Here is a 16,999-nt window from a genome sequence, read left to right on the forward strand (position 1 = left end):
AGACCGGACCGGTCATCGGCACCCATGCCAGGGCCGATTTCCGGCCCTCCACTCCGTCCGTGCGAACCGCACGTGCGTCCTGGTGCAAAGGGCCTCCCGGGCGGACGACCCCATGCCGTCCGCTGAGACTCGACACCCGTGGATCGGGCGTCGACCTGAAAGGGATATTCCCCGAACAGGCCAGGCCATGCCATGGCATATGACGGACGCTCGGTGAATCCCTGGTGAAGGCTTCGAGGGGAGGGGGTGCCGGGACCCGAGGTGCTCAGGTGCCGTAGCGCCGGTGACGGGCCGCGTAGTCGCGCAGGGCCCGCAGGAAGTCGACCTTGCGGAAGGCCGGCCAGAAGACCTCGCAGAAGTAGTACTCGCTGTGGGCGCTCTGCCACAGCATGAATCCGGACAGCCGCTGCTCGCCGCTGGTGCGGATGACGAGGTCCGGATCCGGCTGACCGCGCGTGTAGAGGTGCTCGGCGATGTGGTCGATGTCGAGGATCTCGGCGAGCTCCTCGAAGGAGGTGCCCTTGCGCGCGTGCTCCAGCAGCAGCGAGCGGACCGCGTCGGCGATCTCCTGGCGGCCGCCGTAGCCGACGGCGACGTTGACGAGTATCCCGTCGACGTCGTGGGTGGCCTGCTCGGCCTCCTTGAGCACGGTCTGCGTCCGGGCGGGCAGGATGTCGAGGTTGCCGACGTGGTGGACGCGCCAGCGGCCGTCCGCGGCGAGGCCGCGCACGGTGTTCTCGATGATGTTGAGCAGCGGGCGGAGCTCGACCTCGGGCCGGTCCAGGTTGTCCGTGGAGAGCATCCACAGGGTGACGACCTCGACGTCCGTCTCGGTGCACCAGCCCAGCATCTCGGAGATCTTGTCGGCGCCGGCCTGGTGGCCCTGCTCCGTCGTCCCTCCGGACGCCTTCGCCCAGCGGCGGTTTCCGTCCAGGATGACGCCGATGTGCTTGGGCGCCGCATCATGGTCGAGGCGGCCTTCCACCCGGCGTGCGTAAAGCCTGTACACCAGGTCGCGCAGCTTCACGATCTTCCAGCCCCTCCGTGCCTTGCCCCCGTGCGAAATGCGGTCCCTCCCCCGAGTCCGCCACATTACTGCGCGGTGGGATCGGGTACCCAACTCGGTCTGTCACAAGTCCGTGATAGGGAGGACAACGTGACTGATACCAATCCCTATCGGGCAGAGCCCTCGCGCTACGACTCCATGGAGTACCGGCGCACCGGCCACAGCGGCCTCAAGCTCCCCGCCATCTCCCTCGGCCTCTGGCACAACTTCGGCGACGACAGGTCCCTGGAGTCCCAGCGGGCGATCCTCCGCCGGGCCTTCGACCTCGGCATCACCCACTTCGACCTGGCGAACAACTACGGCCCGCCGCCCGGCTCGGCCGAGCTGAACTTCGGCAAGATCTTTTCGCAGGACTTCGCGTCCTACCGCGACGAGCTGATCCTGTCGACCAAGGCCGGCTACCTGATGCACCCCGGGCCGTACGGCGAGTGGGGCAGCCGCAAGTACCTGCTCAGCTCGCTCGACGCCTCGCTGAAGCGGATGGGCGTGGACTACGTCGACATCTTCTACTCGCACCGCTTCGACCCGGAGACCCCGCTGGAGGAGACCATGGGCGCCCTCGCGTCCGCGGTCCAGCAGGGCAAGGCGCTGTACGTGGGCCTCTCCTCCTACACGGCGGAGCAGACGGCCGAGGCCGTGCGGATCCTGCGCGGGATGGGTGTGCGCCCGCTCATCCACCAGCCCTCCTACTCCATGATCAACCGCTGGACGGAGGAGGACGCGCTGCTGGACACCCTGGAGGAGGCCGGCATGGGCTGCATCTCCTTCGCGCCGCTCGCGCAGGGCATGCTGACCGGCAAGTACCTGAAGGGCATCCCGGCGGACTCGCGGGCCGCGCAGGGCAAGTCCCTGAACCCGGACCTGCTCTCGGACGAGGTGCTCCGCCGGCTGACCGGTCTGAACGAGATCGCGGCCCGCCGCGGGCAGTCCCTCGCCCAGCTGGCGCTCAAGTGGGTGCTCCGCGACGACCGGATGACCTCGGCCCTGATCGGCGCGTCGAGCGTGCCGCAGCTGGAGGAGAACGTGGCCGCGCTGGCGTCCGCGCCGCTCGGGGAGGCCGAGTTGAAGGAGATCGACTCCCTCGCCGTCTCCACGCCCGGCACCAACATCTGGGCCCAGCGCGGCTGACCTGCGCATTTTCCGCGCAGCACGGTCGAGGAGCCGGAAAACAAAAAACGGGCCGGTCCGTGGGGGGGATACGGACCGGCCCGAGGGGGGGGTTCCACCATAACCCTTCGTAGAGCATGGTGCGTGCATTGGCGCACGATGATTACGCTCCGAAACCACCCAGCAGCACTCCGGTGAGTGCTCCGGCCGCCATGAAGGGGCCGAACGCGTAGCTCTGATTCCGCTCGTCGGGGCTGCACAGCAGCAGGATCAGCCCGTACAGGGCCCCGTAGAGCAGGCCGAGGAAGGCCCCGGCGGACCATACCCCCCACCCGTACCACCCAAGAGCGACCCCCAATGGGAGCGCCAGCTTGACGTCGCCGAAGCCCATGCCGGCGGGGTTGATCAGATGGAGCAGCAGGTACGCCGCTCCGAGCGCGCCGCCGCCCAGCAGCGCGAGCCGCCAGTCGCCTCCGGCGCGGGGCAGGAGGGTGGCCGTACCGAGCCCGGCGGCGACCGCGGCGGCGAGCGGCAGGGTCAGCACGTCCGGCAGCCGGTGCACGGCGCGGTCCACGAGCGAGAGCAGGACGACCACCGGGGCGAGGCCCACGTAGGCCGGCGCCTCGGGCCGCGCCCCGACGGCAGCTCCGAGCACGGCGCAGAGCGCCCCGACGAGGGCGGCGAGGGGGACGGCGCGCCTCCCGTAGGCGTGCGGCGCCGCGGGCCCGGGGGGCGGGCCGCCCGGGCCCTGGCCTTGGCCTTGGCCCTGGCCCTGGGCCTGGCCCTGGCCCTGCACGACAGCCTCCACGGGAACGCGGCAGCGGGCCGGTCCGAGCCAGCCGCGCACCCGGTGCCCCTGCGGGCAGCGGTCGCGCCAAGATTCCCCCGGCTCGACGGAGAGGCGGTAGGCGGCACGCGGCAGCAGCCATCCCGCGGTGGCGCCGTAGCCGGCGGCGAGAACGATCAGGACGGCACCCATGCGGCGACGGTAGCGCCGACGCGCCCCGCTGTGCGGGGCTTCCGGGGCTCTCTTCTTTCAGCCCGTCCGGCGTGTGCGGACCGGGTCCGGGCGGAGCCCGGGGAACGGTGGAAGAAGCGGGCGGGGGACGGCTCCGCGCAGCGGCACCCCCTAGGGGGTGTCTTGCCGATCATGCCGGGCTCGCGGGGCCTGGTGCCGCGCCTCGCCGCGTTGTCCTCGGTCGGCGACGCTCCGCGTCGCCTCCCTCGTCCGCCTTGCGATCCACGGCACCAGGCCCCGCTCCCTGATCCGGCCTGATCGACAAGACACCCCCTAGGCTGGCCGGCATGGCGAACTGGCAGGACGGCCACGGCACACTTCACGCCGGCACGCACCGCATCCCCCTGGAGGTCGCCGCGTCCTACCGGGCCCGCACCCGGGGCCTGCTCGGGCGGGACGGGATCGACGGCGCGATGCTGCTGACCCCCGCGGCGAGCGTGCACACCTTCCGGATGCGGTTCGCGATCGACGTGGCGTACCTCGACCGCGACCTCGGCGTGCTCGCCGTGGTCACCATGGCGCCGGGCCGGCTCGGGCTGCCGCGACTGCGCTCCCGGCACGTCCTGGAGTCGGCGGCCGGTGCCATGGCGGGCTGGGGCCTGCGGGCCGGAACCCGCATCAAGGTGGACGTACCCGGGCGTCTCACTCGCCGCTAGGCGAGGCCCCTCACTGGCAGTAGGTTGGGGCGGTTGAGCTGGGGCATCAGGGGAGCGGCATGACGGAGAACGCGCGGATCAAGGCGCTGGAGCAGATCATGCCGGCGACGCACGGCGCCGACGAGGACATCGACTGGCCGGCGGTCGAGGCCGTCTGGGGGACCCGATTCCCGGCCGATTTCGTCGCGTTCATGGGCCGCTTCGGCGCGGGCTCCATCAACGGCGAGGCCAGCATCCTGCTGCCGCTGCCCAAGCCCGGACTCCAGTGGGACCCGGCCGGGATGGCGGAGGAGACCGACAACGCCCGCCAGACCTGGGAGGCGGAGGGCGGCCGCTCCGCCTTCGACGTGGACCCCGAGTCGATCATCGCCTGGGGCGTCACCGGCGGGTCGGACATCCTGTGCTGGCTCACCTCCGACCCCGATCCGGACCGGTGGCCGGTCCTGGTCTGCGGACGGCACACCGCCGACTCCTTCGCGGTCTACCCGTACGGCATGGCCGAGTTCCTCTACCGGCTGTGCTCCGACGAGTTCGACGTGAGCCCCGTCAGCATCACCTTCTGGGACGGCGGCCACCTCAGCTTCGTGCACTGGCGCAAGGCCCAGCGGCGCTGGCAGGAGGGCCGCAACCCGGAGACGGGCGAGCCCGACCCGTACGCGGGCGAGTTCGCCGACTAGGCCGCAGCGGCACCCGGGGCGCGCGTAGCGCCCTCATGCCCCTCCGCGTACGACCGCCAGGACCGGTATCTCCGTGTCCGCAGCTCCGCCTGCCCTCGTCACAGCTCGGGTCGTCTTCACCCTCGGGGCGAAACACCGCCCGACGCGGCACCGGAGGTACCGAAAACCCGCAGGGCCCGTTCCGGGACCGGAAACGGGCTTTTCGGCATGTCTACGCGCGTCCAGTATTTGGATCACATATCGGAAAACACCATTAGGAAAACCCCCACTTGGAGCATTGACCACAAGTGCGCCCCCAATGGAATCAACCACCCCTCCCTCAGGAGAGAATTCCGGCCAACGGGCCATCGAGGGACACCCCGGCTCGGAGCAACTCATAAGTAATAACGGGATCCAAAAGAAAACCAGGGGAATACACCCGTGCGACGAAGAATTTCCGGCACGACCGCCACCACGGCCGTGCTCGGTCTGCTGATACCACTGGCCGGATGCGGTGGGTCCGGAGACGATGCAGGTGACGGCGGTACGCTGCATCTGGTCGCCGCCGAATACGGCGACAGCCCGGCCACCAGCTCCAAGCCCTACTGGGAGAAGATGGCGGCCGATTTCAACGAGGCGAACCCCGGAATCAAGCTCGACGTCAAGCTCCTGCCATGGGCCGACATCGACCGCGAGGTCTCCCGTATGGTCAAGGCCGGCAAGGCGCCGGATGTGGCGCTGATGGGGTCCTACTCGGACTTCGCGGCCCAGGGGAAGCTGTATCCCGCGGACGAACTCCTCTCGGTCACGGCCGAGGCGAATTTCCTCCAGCCGCTCGCCGACGCGGGCTCCGTCGGCAACACCCTCTACGGCCTTCCCTTCGTGGCGAGCAGCCGTCTCCTCTTCTACAACGAGGCTCTCTTCGCCAAGGCCGGCATCAAGGATCCCCCCAAGACCTGGTCCGACCTCAAGGCCGACGCCAAGGCGCTCAAGGACAAGGGCGTGAAGTACCCCTACGCCCTGCCGCTCGGCCCGGAGGAGGCGCACGCCGAGGCGCTGATCTGGGAGCTGAGCAACGGCGGCGGCTACGCCGACAGCAGCGGCAACTACAGCCTGGCCTCCGAGCAGAACATCGAGACCTGGGACTGGGTCAAGAAGGAGATGGTCGCTTCCGGGTTCACCGGCCCGACCCCGCCGTCCCAGCTGAACCGCGCCGACGCCTTCGCGGCCTTCCTGCGCGGCGAGGTCGGCATGGTCAACGGGTATCCCTCGCTCGCCCACGAGGCGCGCGCCAAGGGCATCGGTGTCCAGACCACCTCCATGCCGGTCTCGGACAACCTCGGCACGGGGGTGCCGCCGCCCACCGTCGGTGTCGCCGACTGGATGATGGCCTTCAAGCAGAACGGCAAGCGCGCGGAGATCGGCAAGTTCCTGGAGTTCATCTACCAGGACAAGAACCTGTCGGACTTCGCCGGCCGGTACCACCTGCTGCCGTCCACCGTCACGGCCTCGCGCACCCCGGCCGGGGGCGGCCTGGACAAGAACGACACCCAGTTCCTGAACGCGCTGCGCGGCGCCCAGCTCTACCCGGTCAACGACCCGGCCTGGCTGACGGTCAGCGACACCATCAAGCGCAACATCGGACGCGCCGTGGAACCGACCGGCAGCCCGAAGGGCGTGCTGGAGGACATCGCCGGACAGGCCGCCCAGGCCTCCAAGAAGCACTGAGAAGTTCCTCGACACGGGACCTTCGACCCATGCCGCAGACCACCCCGTGCGGCACCATGGCCACTACGGCACTTGATCCAAGGCCTCGGCCCAGTCGCCCGACGAGCACCCACAAGGTGCACGGGGCGGCCGGCCTCCACCCGGACCCTCAGCGCTGCTGCCCGTGGTCCGCGGCGAACGCCGTCCGGTACTGCTCGCAGCTGGAGTTCCAGCGCAGCGTCCCCGCCAGCGTTCCGTAGCCCGAGCGCGTGAGCGACCACTCCACCGTGTACTCCCCGGTGTCGCACGCGATCCGCTTGTCCCCCGCGACCTTCTCCCGCCCGGTCGGCGGCTTCCCGGTCAGCTCCTTGCGCACTTCCGCGACCTTGGCCCGGTCGGCGGAGCGCAGTACGGCGTGCACGACGATCGGGTGCTCGCCCTCCTTCACCGTCACCGCCTTCTTCACCACCGTCGAGTCCGACACCGACCAGGCGAACTCGTACCCGGGCAGCCATGCCAGGGTCTTGGGGTCGGCGACCTTGCGCTCGAAGTCCGGCGCGCCCGAGGGGCCGGGGCGGGTGACCGTCCTGTACTGGACCCCGGGGTGGAAGCGGAACTGCGCCTCCACCTTGTGCATCTCGTCCTTGGTCCACATCGACTTCATGGTCTTCTCGCCGCCTGCCGGGTCCTGGAGGTACGCCGTTCCCTCCGCGGCGGTGGCGGCCTGGCCCAGGAGGGGCGCGAGCGCCGCGGAGGCGGCGGCGAGGGCGAGAACGGCGGTGCGGGTGCGCTTCATGCCGGGACCAACGGGACCCTCCGGCGGGCCGGAACGACGCCGGGCACGCTTTCACCCGTACGGGAGCGCCCGGTTCCGGTGACCTCGGAATACCCGGCGATCAACTCCCGTTCCGGCGGGGACACCGTCAGCCTGGCGCAGAAGCCGTTCCGGGAGCCGCCCGGTCAGCGGGCGGCGCGGGAGGGGCGGCCGGGCTCCGCTGCTGGCGCCGGACACCGCCGCCGAGTTCGCGCGGCTGCACACGCCGGGCCAGGACGCCGTGACCGCGGAGCAGGACCGCTTCGGGCTCGGCTTCGCGCAGCAGCCCGCGGTGGGCCCGGAGGCCTTCGGGCACTCCGGCGCGGCGGGCGGCCAGGGCTTCGCCGACCCGGTCACGGGGATCGCGTACGGCTACACGCGCCGCCGCTACGGCTTCCCGGGCGGGCGCGCCCAGGAGAACGACCGCCTGACGGCGGCGGTGCTGGGCGTGGCGCGGGAGCTGGAGCCCGCCCGGGAAGCCGCCAAGGGGTCCGTTCAGGCCTGACCGGTCTCGAAGCGGCTGATCCGGCCGCCGCCGGGGGCGATCACGAAGCGCCAGGTGGTGCGCATCTCGCCCCAGGTGTCGTTGCGGTAGTTGACGAGCAGGGTGCGGCCGCTGTCGGACTCGGACTGGACGTCCATGTGGCCGCCGGAGTCGAAGATCTCGCGGTCGATCCAGTCGTGCAGATCGCGGTCGGAACCGTCGTCGGACATGGTCGCGTCGGCGGTCAGGACCGCGAGGAAGGCGTCCTTGTCGTGCGCGTTGACGGCGGCGACGAGGGCGCCGACCACCGGGTCGGACAGTCTGGCGGGGGCGATGGCCACAGGAGCCTCCTGGTCGGGCGTACGTTCGTCCGTGCCCGACCAGGGAACAACGCAGGCGGGTCCGCGTCGTTCACCGTCACCCGTTCGCGCGGCGGACGGCGTGTCAGGAGGCGCCGGGGGTGGCGGGAGCGCCGGGCGCGTCGGGGGTGTCCGGGGCGGTGCGCACGGGGAAGCCGGTGGGCCGGCCCTGCTCCTTCAGCCAGGTCAGCACCTGGTCGAGGGCGTCGACGGTCTGGGCGCGGTTGCCGCCGCCGTCGTGGAAGAGCAGCGTCGGGCCGTTGCCGATCTCGCGCTTGACGGCGTTCACGATGGCGGCCGTGCCCGGCTTGTCGAAGTCCTTGGTGTCGACGTTCCAGCCGAGCGGCCGCATGCCGTGCGCGGCGGCGATGCGCCGGCTGTCGGGGGTGAACGCGCCGCCGGGAGCCCGGTAGTACTCGACCTTCGCGCCGCTGCCCGCGGCTTCCTCGATCAGCTTCTTCGCCTCCAGGATCTGCTGCTCCTGGTAGGCGACGGACTTCTTGTCCATGGCCGTGTCGTGGCTCATGGTGTGGTCGCAGAGCCGGTGTCCGGCCGCGACCACCTTCTTCACCAGGTCGGGGTGGGCCTTGGCCTGCGGCCCGACCATGCAGAAGGTCGCCTTGACGTCGTGCTGCCGCAGTACGTCCAGCACCTTCGGGGTCCAGCGGGGGTCCGGGCCGTCGTCGATGGTGATGTTGACGGCGTTGCCGCCGGTCTCGGAGGCGTGGGCTATGCCCTCGGGTATCCCCTGCGGCTGTCGGCCGGGCCGGCCGTCGTCGCCGCGGCCGGAGTTGTCGCCGGCGCCCGGCCGGGCCACGTTCTGCTGGGAGGCGGCGGTTCCGTCCGGTCCGACCAGGGCCGCCACGCCCCACACGGTCGCCGCCACGGCGGCGGCCGAAGCCACGACGGCGGCACCGGCCCGGACGCCCTTCTTGTTCGCGCGCGCCAAGAAACTCATGAACTGTCCCCTCCCCATCCGCTTTGTGAGCGTTCTGTGGATCAGGACGTTCATCGCCGCCGAGGAGTTCCAGCCAAATAGCCCATAAATTCCCTGTTATGGGACTGTTGGGACCGATGGGACTTTAGTCCTGCATGGAGTTGCATACCTGCCCGCGCGAACCCGCCCGAAACGGGCAGATCTTCGACGGCAACCGTTCTGCATCTCAAGTCGGCCCGCCTGTAAGGAGGTTCGCCAGTCGGAGCACTCGATCAGAATGGAGTCCATGGATTCGCCGGACTCACCGCACGACCGCTCCGACTGGCCGGTGGACAAGCTGACCGCGCTCCGCCTCGGCCGGAGACTGGTGACGGAGGTCCCGGCGTCCCACTCGGGCCGCCGCGCGTTCGTGGACGTGACCCCCGTCCGGAGCCGGGCCGACGACCGGGCACGGGACGAGGGCTGGGCGCGCGGCGACACGGGCCGCCGCTTCCGCCTGAAGCACTGGGAGTACGACGGCGAACGCCTCGACGGCTTCGACCACGACATCGGCGCGGTCCTCGTCGCGTCCGCCGAGGCTGCGGACGAGGCCGGCCTGCTCGCCGTGCTCACCGCGTGGGGTCTGCGCCCCGGGGCCTTCGCGTACCCCTGGGAGACGGACGACCCCAGATAGCGGCGCCCGGACACGCCGGAAGGCGGCACCCCCGGTCGTCCCGGTGGTGCCGCCTCCCTGGCGGCGCGTACTCGGTGTCAGTGCGCGAGCGACTCCTGGGCGGCCGGGGCCGCCTTCTCCGCCTTCTCGTCGTCCGCGGCGTCGGCCGGAGCGGCCGGGCCCGCGCCGCGGAGGGGGACCTCCTTGACGAACCAGGCCGCCGCGAAGCCCAGTACGGCGATGGCCGCGCCGAGCAGGAACGCGGAGTGCGTACCGGCGGCCACCGCGTGCTGGTAGGCGTCGCGTACCGCTTCGGGCAGCTTGGCCAGGCTCGCGGCGTCCAGCTGGGCGGAGCCCGCGGCGTCGGCCGCCTCCGGGCCCAGGCGCTCGGTCATGGTGTCCGTGACCCGGGCGGTGAAGAGGGAGCCCATCAGGGCCACGCCGAAGGAGCCGCCGAGCGTACGGAAGAGGGTCGCCGAGGAGGAGGCGACGCCCATGTCCTTCATGTCGACGCTGTTCTGCGCGACCAGCATGGTGATCTGCATCAGGAAGCCGAGACCGGCGCCGAGGACGGCCATGTAGAGGCCGGACACGAGGCGGGTGGTGCCGGTGTCCATGGTCGCGAGCAGGAACATCCCGACGACCATGAGCGCGCCGCCGGCGATCGGGAAGATCTTGTACTTGCCGCTGCTGGTGGTGACGCGGCCCGCGATCAGCGAGACGACCATCATCGAGAGCAGCATGGGCAGGAGCAGCAGGCCCGAGTTGGTGGCGGAGGCGCCCTGCACCGACTGCTGGAACAGCGGGAGGTAGAGCACGCCGCCGAACATCGCGAAGCCGACGAGGAACCCGATCACCGACATCAGGGTGAAGTTGCGGCTGCGGAAGATGTGCAGCGGCATGACCGGCTCGGCGGCCTTGGTCTCCGCGTAGAGGAACGCGGCGGTCGACAGGACGCCGACGGCGATGAGGCCGAGGATCTCGACGGAGCCCCACGCGTACTCGTTGCCGCCCCAGGTCGTCACGAGGACGGTGGAGGTGATGGCGACGGTCAGCAGCGCGGCGCCGAGGTAGTCGATCTTGCCCTGCGCCCGCTTCTTGGGCAGGTGCAGCACGGCGGTGACCATGGCCAGCGCGACGGCGCCGAGGGGCAGGTTGATGTAGAAGGACCAGCGCCAGCCCATGTGGTCGGTGATGGTGCCGCCGACCAGCGGGCCGCCGATCATGGCGAGGGCCATCACGCCGGCCATCATGCCCTGGTACTTGCCGCGCTCACGGGGCGGGATCAGGTCGCCGATGATCGCCATGACGCCGACCATCAGACCACCGGCACCGAGGCCCTGGATCGCGCGGAAGCCGATCAGCTGACCCATGTCCTGGGCCATGCCGCTGAGCGCGGAGCCGATGAGGAAGATGACGATCGAGGTGAGGAAGGAGCCCTTCCGCCCGTACATGTCGCCGATCTTGCCCCAGATGGGGGTGGAGGCCGCGGTGGCCAGCGTGTAGGCGGTGACCACCCACGAGAGGTGCTCCAGGCCGCCGAGCTCGCCGACGATCGTCGGCATCGCGGTGCCGATGATCATGTTGTCGAGCATCGCCAGCAGCATCGCGATCATGAGCGCCATGAGGACGACGCGTACGCTGCGCGGCTTCACCTCCTCCGAAGTCCCCGCAGGCTTGACTTTGTCCACCATGTCCACTCCCCTGGCCCTACCGCTCGCACTACGTCCCGCACCGGCACTTACTTGCCGCCCGGCTAGTTCACTACAATGGGGACGGTAGACCCGCAACTAGCCGGGCGTCAAGTAAGTAATTGGGGAGAGCCATGTCCAGCAGCAGTCCGCAGCGACGCCGTGGCGACACGCGCCAGCGCATCCAGGACGTCGCACTGGAGCTCTTCGCCGAGCAGGGGTACGAGAAGACGTCGCTGCGCGAGATCGCGGAGCGGCTGGAGGTCACGAAGGCGGCGCTGTACTACCACTTCAAGACCAAGGAAGACATCATCATCAGCATCTTCGAGGACCTGACGCGGCCCATCGACGAGCTGATCACGTGGGCGGAGAGCCAGCCGCGCACCCTGGAGACCAAGCGCGAGGTGCTGCGCCGCTACAGCGAGGCGATGGCCGGGGGCGCCGTGCTGTACCGCTTCATGCAGGAGAACCAGGCGACGACGCGCGAACTCACCATCGGCGAGACGGTCAAGAAGCGGCTCTTCACCCTGGTGGAACTGCTCCGCACGCAGGACGGCCCGCTGACGGACCAGGTCCGCTGCGTCAGCGCGCTGTTCACGCTGCACGCCGGGATGATGTTCCTCCAGCACGTCGAGGGCAACCCGGAGGAGACCCGCCTGGCGGCCCTGGAGGTCGCCACGGACCTCATCACCCAGGCCCACCACGAGGCGTAGCCCCCCTGCCCCGCCGGCCGACCGGCCGGATCAGACGACGCGGCGGTCCCCGGCGGCGATCGGCACGTCGTTGATGCTCGCCTCGCGCCGCCTCATCAGGCCGTCGTCGTCGAACTCCCACTGCTCGTTGCCGTGGCTGCGGAACCACTGGCCGGCGGCGTCGTGCCACTCGTACTCGAAGCGGACGGAGATGCGGTTGCCGGTGAAGGCCCACAGCTCCTTGCGGAGCCGGTAGTCGAGCTCGCGCTCCCACTTGTCGGCGAGGAACTCGCGGATCTCGGCGCGGCCGGTGAGGAAGCGGTCACGGTTGCGCCAGACCGAGTCCTCCGTGTACGCGAGGGCGACGCGCTCGGGATCGCGGCTGTTCCAGGCGTCCTCGGCGGCCTGGACCTTGGCGCGGGCGGACTCTTCGGTGAAGGGCGGCAGGGGCGGACGTGTCATGGCAGATCCTCCGGAGAGAGAAGGGTGAGAATGAACGTTCTCCTCACCGGCCACCGTACGAGAACGAGCGTTCTCGCCGCAAGGGGAAACGGGCTACCCTGCCCTCATGGACGATGAAGAGGCACGGACCCGACTGCTGGACGCGGCGGAGGAGCTGTTCTACCGGCACGGCATCCAGGCCGTCGGCATGGACCGCATCCGCACCGCCTCCGGGGTCCCCCTCAAGCGCCTCTACCGCGTTTTCCCGGCGAAGGAGTCCCTGGTCACGGCCTATCTGGAACGCCGCGACCGGCGCTGGCTGGACTCCCTGCGCACCGCGGCCCTCGCTCCGGCACGGCCGCGGGCGCGCGTGCTCGCGGTCTTCGACTGGCTGGCGGACTGGTTCACCGAGCCCGACTTCCGGGGCTGCGCGTTCCTCAACGCGTACGGGGAACTGGGGGCGGCGGCCCCGGAGATCGTCCGCATCCACAAGGCGGAGCTCCACACCCTGCTGGCCGACCTGACCGCCGACCCCACCCTCGCCGACCGGCTGCTGATCCTGACCGAGGGGGCGACGGCGGTGGCCGCCCTCACCCCCGGCCCCGAGCCGGCCCACCGGGCCCGGGAGATCGCAGAGCTCCTCCTGGGAGAGTGACGCAGGTCACATCGACTCGTCCCGTGGGACTGTCACATCCGGGCCGCGTTTTCCGTCAGAGCTGTGTAACGGTCGACACAGCAAGGAGATCACGATGGAAGCGCGCCTCAACTTCTACGGCAACGCGGTCGCGACCAAGTTCGCCCGGTACATCAACTCCGCGGGCAAGGTCATCTCGGACTCGACCCTGCCGCACGCCACGCAGGAGCTCGTGAAGCTCCGGGCCAGCCAGATCAACGGCTGCGGCTTCTGCACCGACATGCACTTCAAGGACGCCTCGCACGCCGGGGAGGACCCGGTACGGCTGAACCTGGTCGCGGCCTGGCGCGAGGCGAAGGTGTTCACCGACGCCGAGCGGGCGGCCCTGGAACTGACCGAGCAGGGCACCCGCATCGCCGACGCGGCCGGCGGCGTCACGGACGAGGCGTGGGCCGACGCCGCCAAGTACTACGACGAGGACCAGCTGGCCGCGCTGGTCACCCTCATCGCCCTGATCAACGCGTACAACCGGATGAACGTGATCGTCCAGCAGCCGGCGGGCGACTACCAGCCGGGCCAGTTCGGCTGATCCCGCGCACGGGTCCGGCCCCCACCGGGGAGGGGCCGGACCACGCGCAGCGCCCTGTGCGCATCCTGGGTACGGGTACTCACGACACGACCCAGGACGTTCCCGACCATGGAGGGAGTCCACACACCCCGGGGGGAACCTGATGACCGCTCGTACGCTCGTCCGCCTGACCTTCGCGAACCCCGCATCGGCGATCTACCTGGGTCTCGTCGGCATCGCCGTGGCCATCGCGACGGCCGTCACGCTGTTCGCGTCGGACCCTGGCTTCGTATGGGTGCTGCCCGCCCTGTGCGCGTTCCCGCTGTTCCTCCTGGTGGGGCTGGCCCATGGCATGGCCCCCGGGGACGGCATGCCCGCGCCGTGGCTCTTCGTCGCCGAACTCGTCCTGTGCGTACTGGTCCAGTCGCTCGTCCTCGGAACGATCGTGGAAGCCTCCCGCGGCCGCCTCCACCGCCGGCCGCGGAACGGCTGAACACCCGGCGCTCCGGCAGGTGTTCCGGCCGGTCGCATGCACGGGAACCTGCCGGCGCCTCAACCGCCGCCCGTGCTGCGGGGGAAGGTGATCTCGACGCGGCGGTTCTTCTTGCGGCCTTCCTCCGTGCTGTTGTCGGCGATCGGGTAGTCCTCGCTGTAGCCGCGGACGTCGAAGACGACGTTCGGATCGGTGACGGTCTTGGCCAGCTCGGACTGCACCGCATCGGCGCGCTGCTTGGACAGCTCCTTGCCGTGCTCGTAGCTGCCCTGGTCGTCGGTGAACCCGAAGACGCGGATGCGGGTCGCCTTCTGCGTGTTGATCTCGTTGCCGATGGCCTGGATCCGGGCGGCGGCCTGCGCGTTGAACACGGCGCTGTTCTCCGGGAACAACACCTCCGACTGCAGCGCCATCATGACGGTCTGATTGGTCTCCTGCCGCCGCTGCTCCCCGCCGAGATCTTCGACGACCTCGGCGATGTCCAGCACCTTGATCGGGGCGAGCGTCCCACCCTGCGGGATCTTCAGGCCGGGCGCGTTGGAGTCGATCTGCACTGGTGCGGAGGCGGATGGCTCTGTGCCTGGGGGTACGGACGGCTTGACGTCATCGGCGTAGGCGGCGGTGGCGCCGATGAGGTGCCCTCCGGCAATGACAAGGCCGACGACGGCCGTTGCAGCGACGGTACGGTGGCGTGTTGCCATGGGGTCACCCCGAGATTTTGACAGTGGCCGTGGCAAAGGTGGGGAGGCTGAATTCCACCTCTGTGGTTGAGGTCGGCGGCGCCGGGAACTGCGCGAAGAAGGGAACTACTTGGCCCGGGTCAACGCTGGAGATTCCCGTGGTGCACAAACACCGCGCCTCGGTGTCGCGAAGCACGTAGTAGCGCTTCTTGCCGGCCTTGTCGACGAGAGTCGCTCCCGCCACTGACTCTCCGCTCCCCTTCAGTTCAATTCCCCGCCAGGCCGACGTACCGGCGAAGGACTGGCTTCCTGTGTTCTTGATCTGCCCGGTGACCGTGAGGAAGCCGCCGGAATCACGCTGCAAGGAATTGATGGCCAGCGTCATGCCACTTGCTCCGCTCACAGTGGCGATCACTGCGGTGGGCTCCGGACTCGGGCTCGCACTCGATGCCGGGTTCTGAGATCCCGCTCCCCGCGACTGCGGAGTCGATGGGTTCTGCGGGTCCTTCGACTTGTTGTTGTCGCCATCGCCACCACACCCGGCCAGCGTGAGGGCCATGACCGCCGCACCTACAACGGCCATTCCCCCACGGACCTTCAGCATGCGCCGAATGCTCATCTATGAACGCTTCCTTGTCTCTCGTTCCTTGTCAGCCGACGAGTCGAACGCTGAACAGCCTTTTGGTCAATGCGCTCAGAGAGCCCGGCTTCAGCGGGTCAAACTTGACCAGTTCCCCGCCGCAGGTGAAGTTCACCGTGGAAGGAGCCGGCGTAGGGGCCGGCGAGCCGCCCTCCGGTGGTGAGGTGGGGGTGGGACTTGGAGCGGGCGCCTCGTCAAAGTGACACTTTGATTCGATCAGGGCCGTCGCAGTTGCGGTTCCATGCATGCTTCCGGTGTCAGGGATCACCGAATCGCCGACTGTCCCATTGGTCTTCACCGTAACGAGAAGTCTCGGGAAGGTGGGCTGGCACATCGTCGTTGTGGCGTCGTTCTTCGCTGCGAAAGCTTCGGCAGCAGCGCAGGCTTCGCCGACCTTGAAGAAGTCCCCGTCAAGGATCTTCTCCCAGTCCGCGGGCTTGAGTGCGGCCAGGTCAAGCTTCAGCAACACGCCATCCCTGGCTTCTCGCCCGGCAGCCAAGGCCGCCGCATCCGCAGCGCCTTGGGCATCGCTCCGAGTGACAGAGGCTTGGCCGACAACAAAGAAGGCGAGTGCAGCAAAGAGCAAGCCCGCGACTACAACGACGTAGATGGGGAAGGCCTGCCCTCGGTCGTCCACCGAACGCTTCCTACGCGACGCCATCAGCCGGCTTTGATGTCCTTCACTGCCTGCTTGATCCTGGTGGTGATCGCGTCGCCAACTCCAGAACCGACGATCGCTCCAACGATCACGATGACCACCAGGATGATGCCCAGGTATTCGAAGGCGGTCTGGCCGCGGTCGAGGTTCGCGTGGCGCTTGCGGAGTCTCGTCACGGCCGTGTCCGTCCAGCCGTTCACCCTGATCCGTGCCTCCACGGCGGCCTTCAGCAGCGTGTTCTGTGACATGGGGGTTCCCTCCCGGGCCGGTACCGGTGTCGATCTGCGGACGGTACGGCGAGTCACCAGTCGTCACCAAGGGTCCCGGGGCCCAATTACGGACCCACTGCGCACTCTGTCTACCCATGACCGGTCACTCCTGGACGGGCGGTTCCCAGCCAGCGGGCTATCGCCTCGCTGCGCGTGGCGCTCTGGAGCTTCGCGAAGATGCGGTTGATGTGGTTCTTGACCGTCTTCTCGCTGATGAAGCAGGCCGCCGCGATCCGCTGGTTGCTCATCCCGGACGCGATCAGATCCATGATCTCCACCTCCCGGGAACTCAGCCCGAAGACAACAGAGTTGTGCATCCGCTCAGAAGACTGTGCCACAACTCGTTGCGGATGCGAAGAGGCCCGGAGCTCCGCGAGAAGCGCGCTCGCCGCCGTCGGCGTGAAGTGGGGGCGGCCCAGCGGGACGTCGCGTACCGCCCTCAGCAGGTCGTCCGTCGTGAACTCGCCGTGTACGAGGTAGCCTCCGGCGCCCAACGACAGGGCCTCGCAGATGATTTCGGCTTCCCTGCTGTACGTCAGCATCAGTACGGGAGCCAGCCGCACCAGGTGCGGCAGCGCGGAGATCCCGTCCACGCCCGGCATCCGGACGTCCAGCAGGATCACGTCCGGGGCGTGCCGGCGGGTCAGGCTCAGGGCTTCGCGGCCGTCCGCCGCCTGGGCGATGACGTCGAGGTCCTCGGCCGTGCTCAGGATGGCCGCCAGGCCCGCCCGGACGACCGGGTTGCCGTCCGCGATGAGCACGCTCAGCCGGGCCATG

At 69.5% G+C, this 16,999-nt stretch carries 22 protein-coding genes; 10 read left to right on the top strand and 12 right to left on the bottom strand.

The genetic code is table 11. From position 1 onward, the window contains the following. Nucleotides 1–265 precede the first annotated feature (265 nt). Nucleotides 266–1,027 (bottom strand): isoprenyl transferase, encoded by a 762-nt coding sequence (locus KO717_RS13475; protein WP_030385783.1) that lies wholly within the window; start codon nt 1,025–1,027, stop codon nt 266–268. Between the two features lie 129 nt (nt 1,028–1,156). On the opposite strand from KO717_RS13475, the gene mgrA reads away from it, so the two are divergent. Continuing rightward, entirely contained in the window at nt 1,157–2,194 is a 1,038-nt protein-coding gene (mgrA, locus tag KO717_RS13480) for an L-glyceraldehyde 3-phosphate reductase (RefSeq protein WP_301366941.1), read from the top strand. A gap of 142 nt (nt 2,195–2,336) precedes the next feature. On the opposite strand, the gene KO717_RS13485 is transcribed toward mgrA, so the two are convergent. After that, entirely contained in the window at nt 2,337–3,152 is an 816-nt protein-coding gene (locus KO717_RS13485) for a prepilin peptidase (protein ID WP_301366942.1), read from the bottom strand. A gap of 326 nt (nt 3,153–3,478) precedes the next feature. Here KO717_RS13485 and KO717_RS13490 point away from each other — a divergent pair, with 326 nt between their 5' ends. The 3 genes from KO717_RS13490 (at nt 3,479) to KO717_RS13500 (ending at nt 6,231) form a co-directional block, all read left to right on the top strand. Next, nucleotides 3,479–3,847: a DUF192 domain-containing protein gene (locus KO717_RS13490; RefSeq protein ID WP_301366943.1), complete on the top strand. Its 369-nt coding sequence runs from the start codon at nt 3,479–3,481 to the stop codon at nt 3,845–3,847. 59 nt (nt 3,848–3,906) lie between these two features. Further along, entirely contained in the window at nt 3,907–4,524 is a 618-nt protein-coding gene (locus KO717_RS13495; protein ID WP_189732943.1) for an SMI1/KNR4 family protein, read from the top strand. Nucleotides 4,525–4,944: 420 nt separating this feature from the next. Then, nucleotides 4,945–6,231: an extracellular solute-binding protein gene (locus tag KO717_RS13500; RefSeq protein WP_301366944.1), complete on the top strand. Its 1,287-nt coding sequence runs from the start codon at nt 4,945–4,947 to the stop codon at nt 6,229–6,231. A 148-nt stretch (nt 6,232–6,379) separates the two neighbouring features. On the opposite strand, the gene KO717_RS13505 is transcribed toward KO717_RS13500, so the two are convergent. Next, on the bottom strand, nt 6,380–7,006 hold the full coding sequence (locus KO717_RS13505; RefSeq protein WP_301366945.1) for a hypothetical protein: 627 nt from the start codon (nt 7,004–7,006) through the stop codon (nt 6,380–6,382). A gap of 259 nt (nt 7,007–7,265) precedes the next feature. Between KO717_RS13505 and KO717_RS13510 the strand changes: the two genes are divergently transcribed. Continuing rightward, complete coding sequence (locus KO717_RS13510; protein WP_367401524.1) at nt 7,266–7,529, top strand: hypothetical protein; 264 nt, start codon at nt 7,266–7,268, stop codon at nt 7,527–7,529. On the opposite strand, the gene KO717_RS13515 is transcribed toward KO717_RS13510, so the two are convergent. Both KO717_RS13515 and KO717_RS13520 read right to left on the bottom strand, forming a co-directional pair. Continuing rightward, nucleotides 7,520–7,849, bottom strand: coding sequence for a nuclear transport factor 2 family protein (locus KO717_RS13515; RefSeq protein WP_301366946.1), 330 nt, complete (start codon nt 7,847–7,849; stop codon nt 7,520–7,522). The genes KO717_RS13510 and KO717_RS13515 overlap by 10 nt on opposite strands. A 103-nt stretch (nt 7,850–7,952) precedes the next feature. Next, entirely contained in the window at nt 7,953–8,825 is an 873-nt protein-coding gene (locus tag KO717_RS13520) for a polysaccharide deacetylase family protein (protein WP_301366947.1), read from the bottom strand. Nucleotides 8,826–9,090: 265 nt separating this feature from the next. Between KO717_RS13520 and KO717_RS13525 the strand changes: the two genes are divergently transcribed. Then, nucleotides 9,091–9,477 (top strand): hypothetical protein, encoded by a 387-nt coding sequence (locus KO717_RS13525; protein WP_301366948.1) that lies wholly within the window; start codon nt 9,091–9,093, stop codon nt 9,475–9,477. A 77-nt stretch (nt 9,478–9,554) separates the two neighbouring features. Here the strand turns inward: KO717_RS13525 and KO717_RS13530 are convergent, their stop codons facing one another. Continuing rightward, nucleotides 9,555–11,150, bottom strand: coding sequence for an MDR family MFS transporter (locus KO717_RS13530; RefSeq protein WP_301366949.1), 1,596 nt, complete (start codon nt 11,148–11,150; stop codon nt 9,555–9,557). A 131-nt stretch (nt 11,151–11,281) separates the two neighbouring features. On the opposite strand from KO717_RS13530, the gene KO717_RS13535 reads away from it, so the two are divergent. Next, a complete protein-coding gene (locus KO717_RS13535; protein ID WP_301366950.1) occupies nt 11,282–11,860 on the top strand; it encodes a TetR/AcrR family transcriptional regulator in 579 nt (192 codons plus the stop codon). Between the two features lie 30 nt (nt 11,861–11,890). Here KO717_RS13535 and KO717_RS13540 read toward each other — a convergent pair whose 3' ends face one another. Continuing rightward, nucleotides 11,891–12,301: a nuclear transport factor 2 family protein gene (locus tag KO717_RS13540; protein ID WP_301366951.1), complete on the bottom strand. Its 411-nt coding sequence runs from the start codon at nt 12,299–12,301 to the stop codon at nt 11,891–11,893. A gap of 106 nt (nt 12,302–12,407) precedes the next feature. On the opposite strand from KO717_RS13540, the gene KO717_RS13545 reads away from it, so the two are divergent. The 3 genes from KO717_RS13545 to KO717_RS13555 all read left to right on the top strand — a co-directional run bounded on the left by KO717_RS13545 (nt 12,408) and on the right by KO717_RS13555 (nt 13,975). Next, nucleotides 12,408–12,935 carry a TetR/AcrR family transcriptional regulator gene (locus tag KO717_RS13545; protein ID WP_301366952.1) on the top strand — a complete coding sequence of 176 codons (528 nt, stop codon included), beginning with the start codon at nt 12,408–12,410 and terminating at the stop codon, nt 12,933–12,935. A 94-nt stretch (nt 12,936–13,029) separates the two neighbouring features. Then, a complete protein-coding gene (locus tag KO717_RS13550) occupies nt 13,030–13,503 on the top strand; it encodes a carboxymuconolactone decarboxylase family protein (protein WP_150258987.1) in 474 nt (157 codons plus the stop codon). A gap of 142 nt (nt 13,504–13,645) precedes the next feature. After that, entirely contained in the window at nt 13,646–13,975 is a 330-nt protein-coding gene (locus tag KO717_RS13555; RefSeq protein WP_301366953.1) for an SCO4225 family membrane protein, read from the top strand. Nucleotides 13,976–14,034: 59 nt separating this feature from the next. Here the strand turns inward: KO717_RS13555 and KO717_RS13560 are convergent, their stop codons facing one another. The 5 genes from KO717_RS13560 to KO717_RS13580 form a co-directional block, all read right to left on the bottom strand. After that, nucleotides 14,035–14,676: an OmpA family protein gene (locus KO717_RS13560; protein WP_301366954.1), complete on the bottom strand. Its 642-nt coding sequence runs from the start codon at nt 14,674–14,676 to the stop codon at nt 14,035–14,037. A 4-nt stretch (nt 14,677–14,680) separates the two neighbouring features. Beyond that, nucleotides 14,681–15,274, bottom strand: a complete 594-nt coding sequence (locus tag KO717_RS13565; protein WP_301366955.1) for a hypothetical protein — start codon at nt 15,272–15,274, stop codon at nt 14,681–14,683. A gap of 31 nt (nt 15,275–15,305) precedes the next feature. Continuing rightward, the gene (locus KO717_RS13570) at nt 15,306–15,932 is read right to left on the bottom strand and encodes a pilus assembly protein TadG-related protein (protein WP_301366956.1); all 627 of its coding nucleotides are present in this window, start codon (nt 15,930–15,932) and stop codon (nt 15,306–15,308) included. Nucleotides 15,933–15,955: 23 nt separating this feature from the next. Continuing rightward, the gene (locus tag KO717_RS13575; RefSeq protein WP_301366957.1) at nt 15,956–16,201 is read right to left on the bottom strand and encodes a hypothetical protein; all 246 of its coding nucleotides are present in this window, start codon (nt 16,199–16,201) and stop codon (nt 15,956–15,958) included. Nucleotides 16,202–16,311: 110 nt separating this feature from the next. Next, on the bottom strand, nt 16,312–16,998 hold the full coding sequence (locus KO717_RS13580) for a response regulator (RefSeq protein WP_301366958.1): 687 nt from the start codon (nt 16,996–16,998) through the stop codon (nt 16,312–16,314). Nucleotide 16,999 lies beyond the last annotated feature (1 nt).

Source organism: Streptomyces xanthophaeus (assembly GCF_030440515.1).
Classification (GTDB): domain Bacteria; phylum Actinomycetota; class Actinomycetes; order Streptomycetales; family Streptomycetaceae; genus Streptomyces; species Streptomyces kutzneri.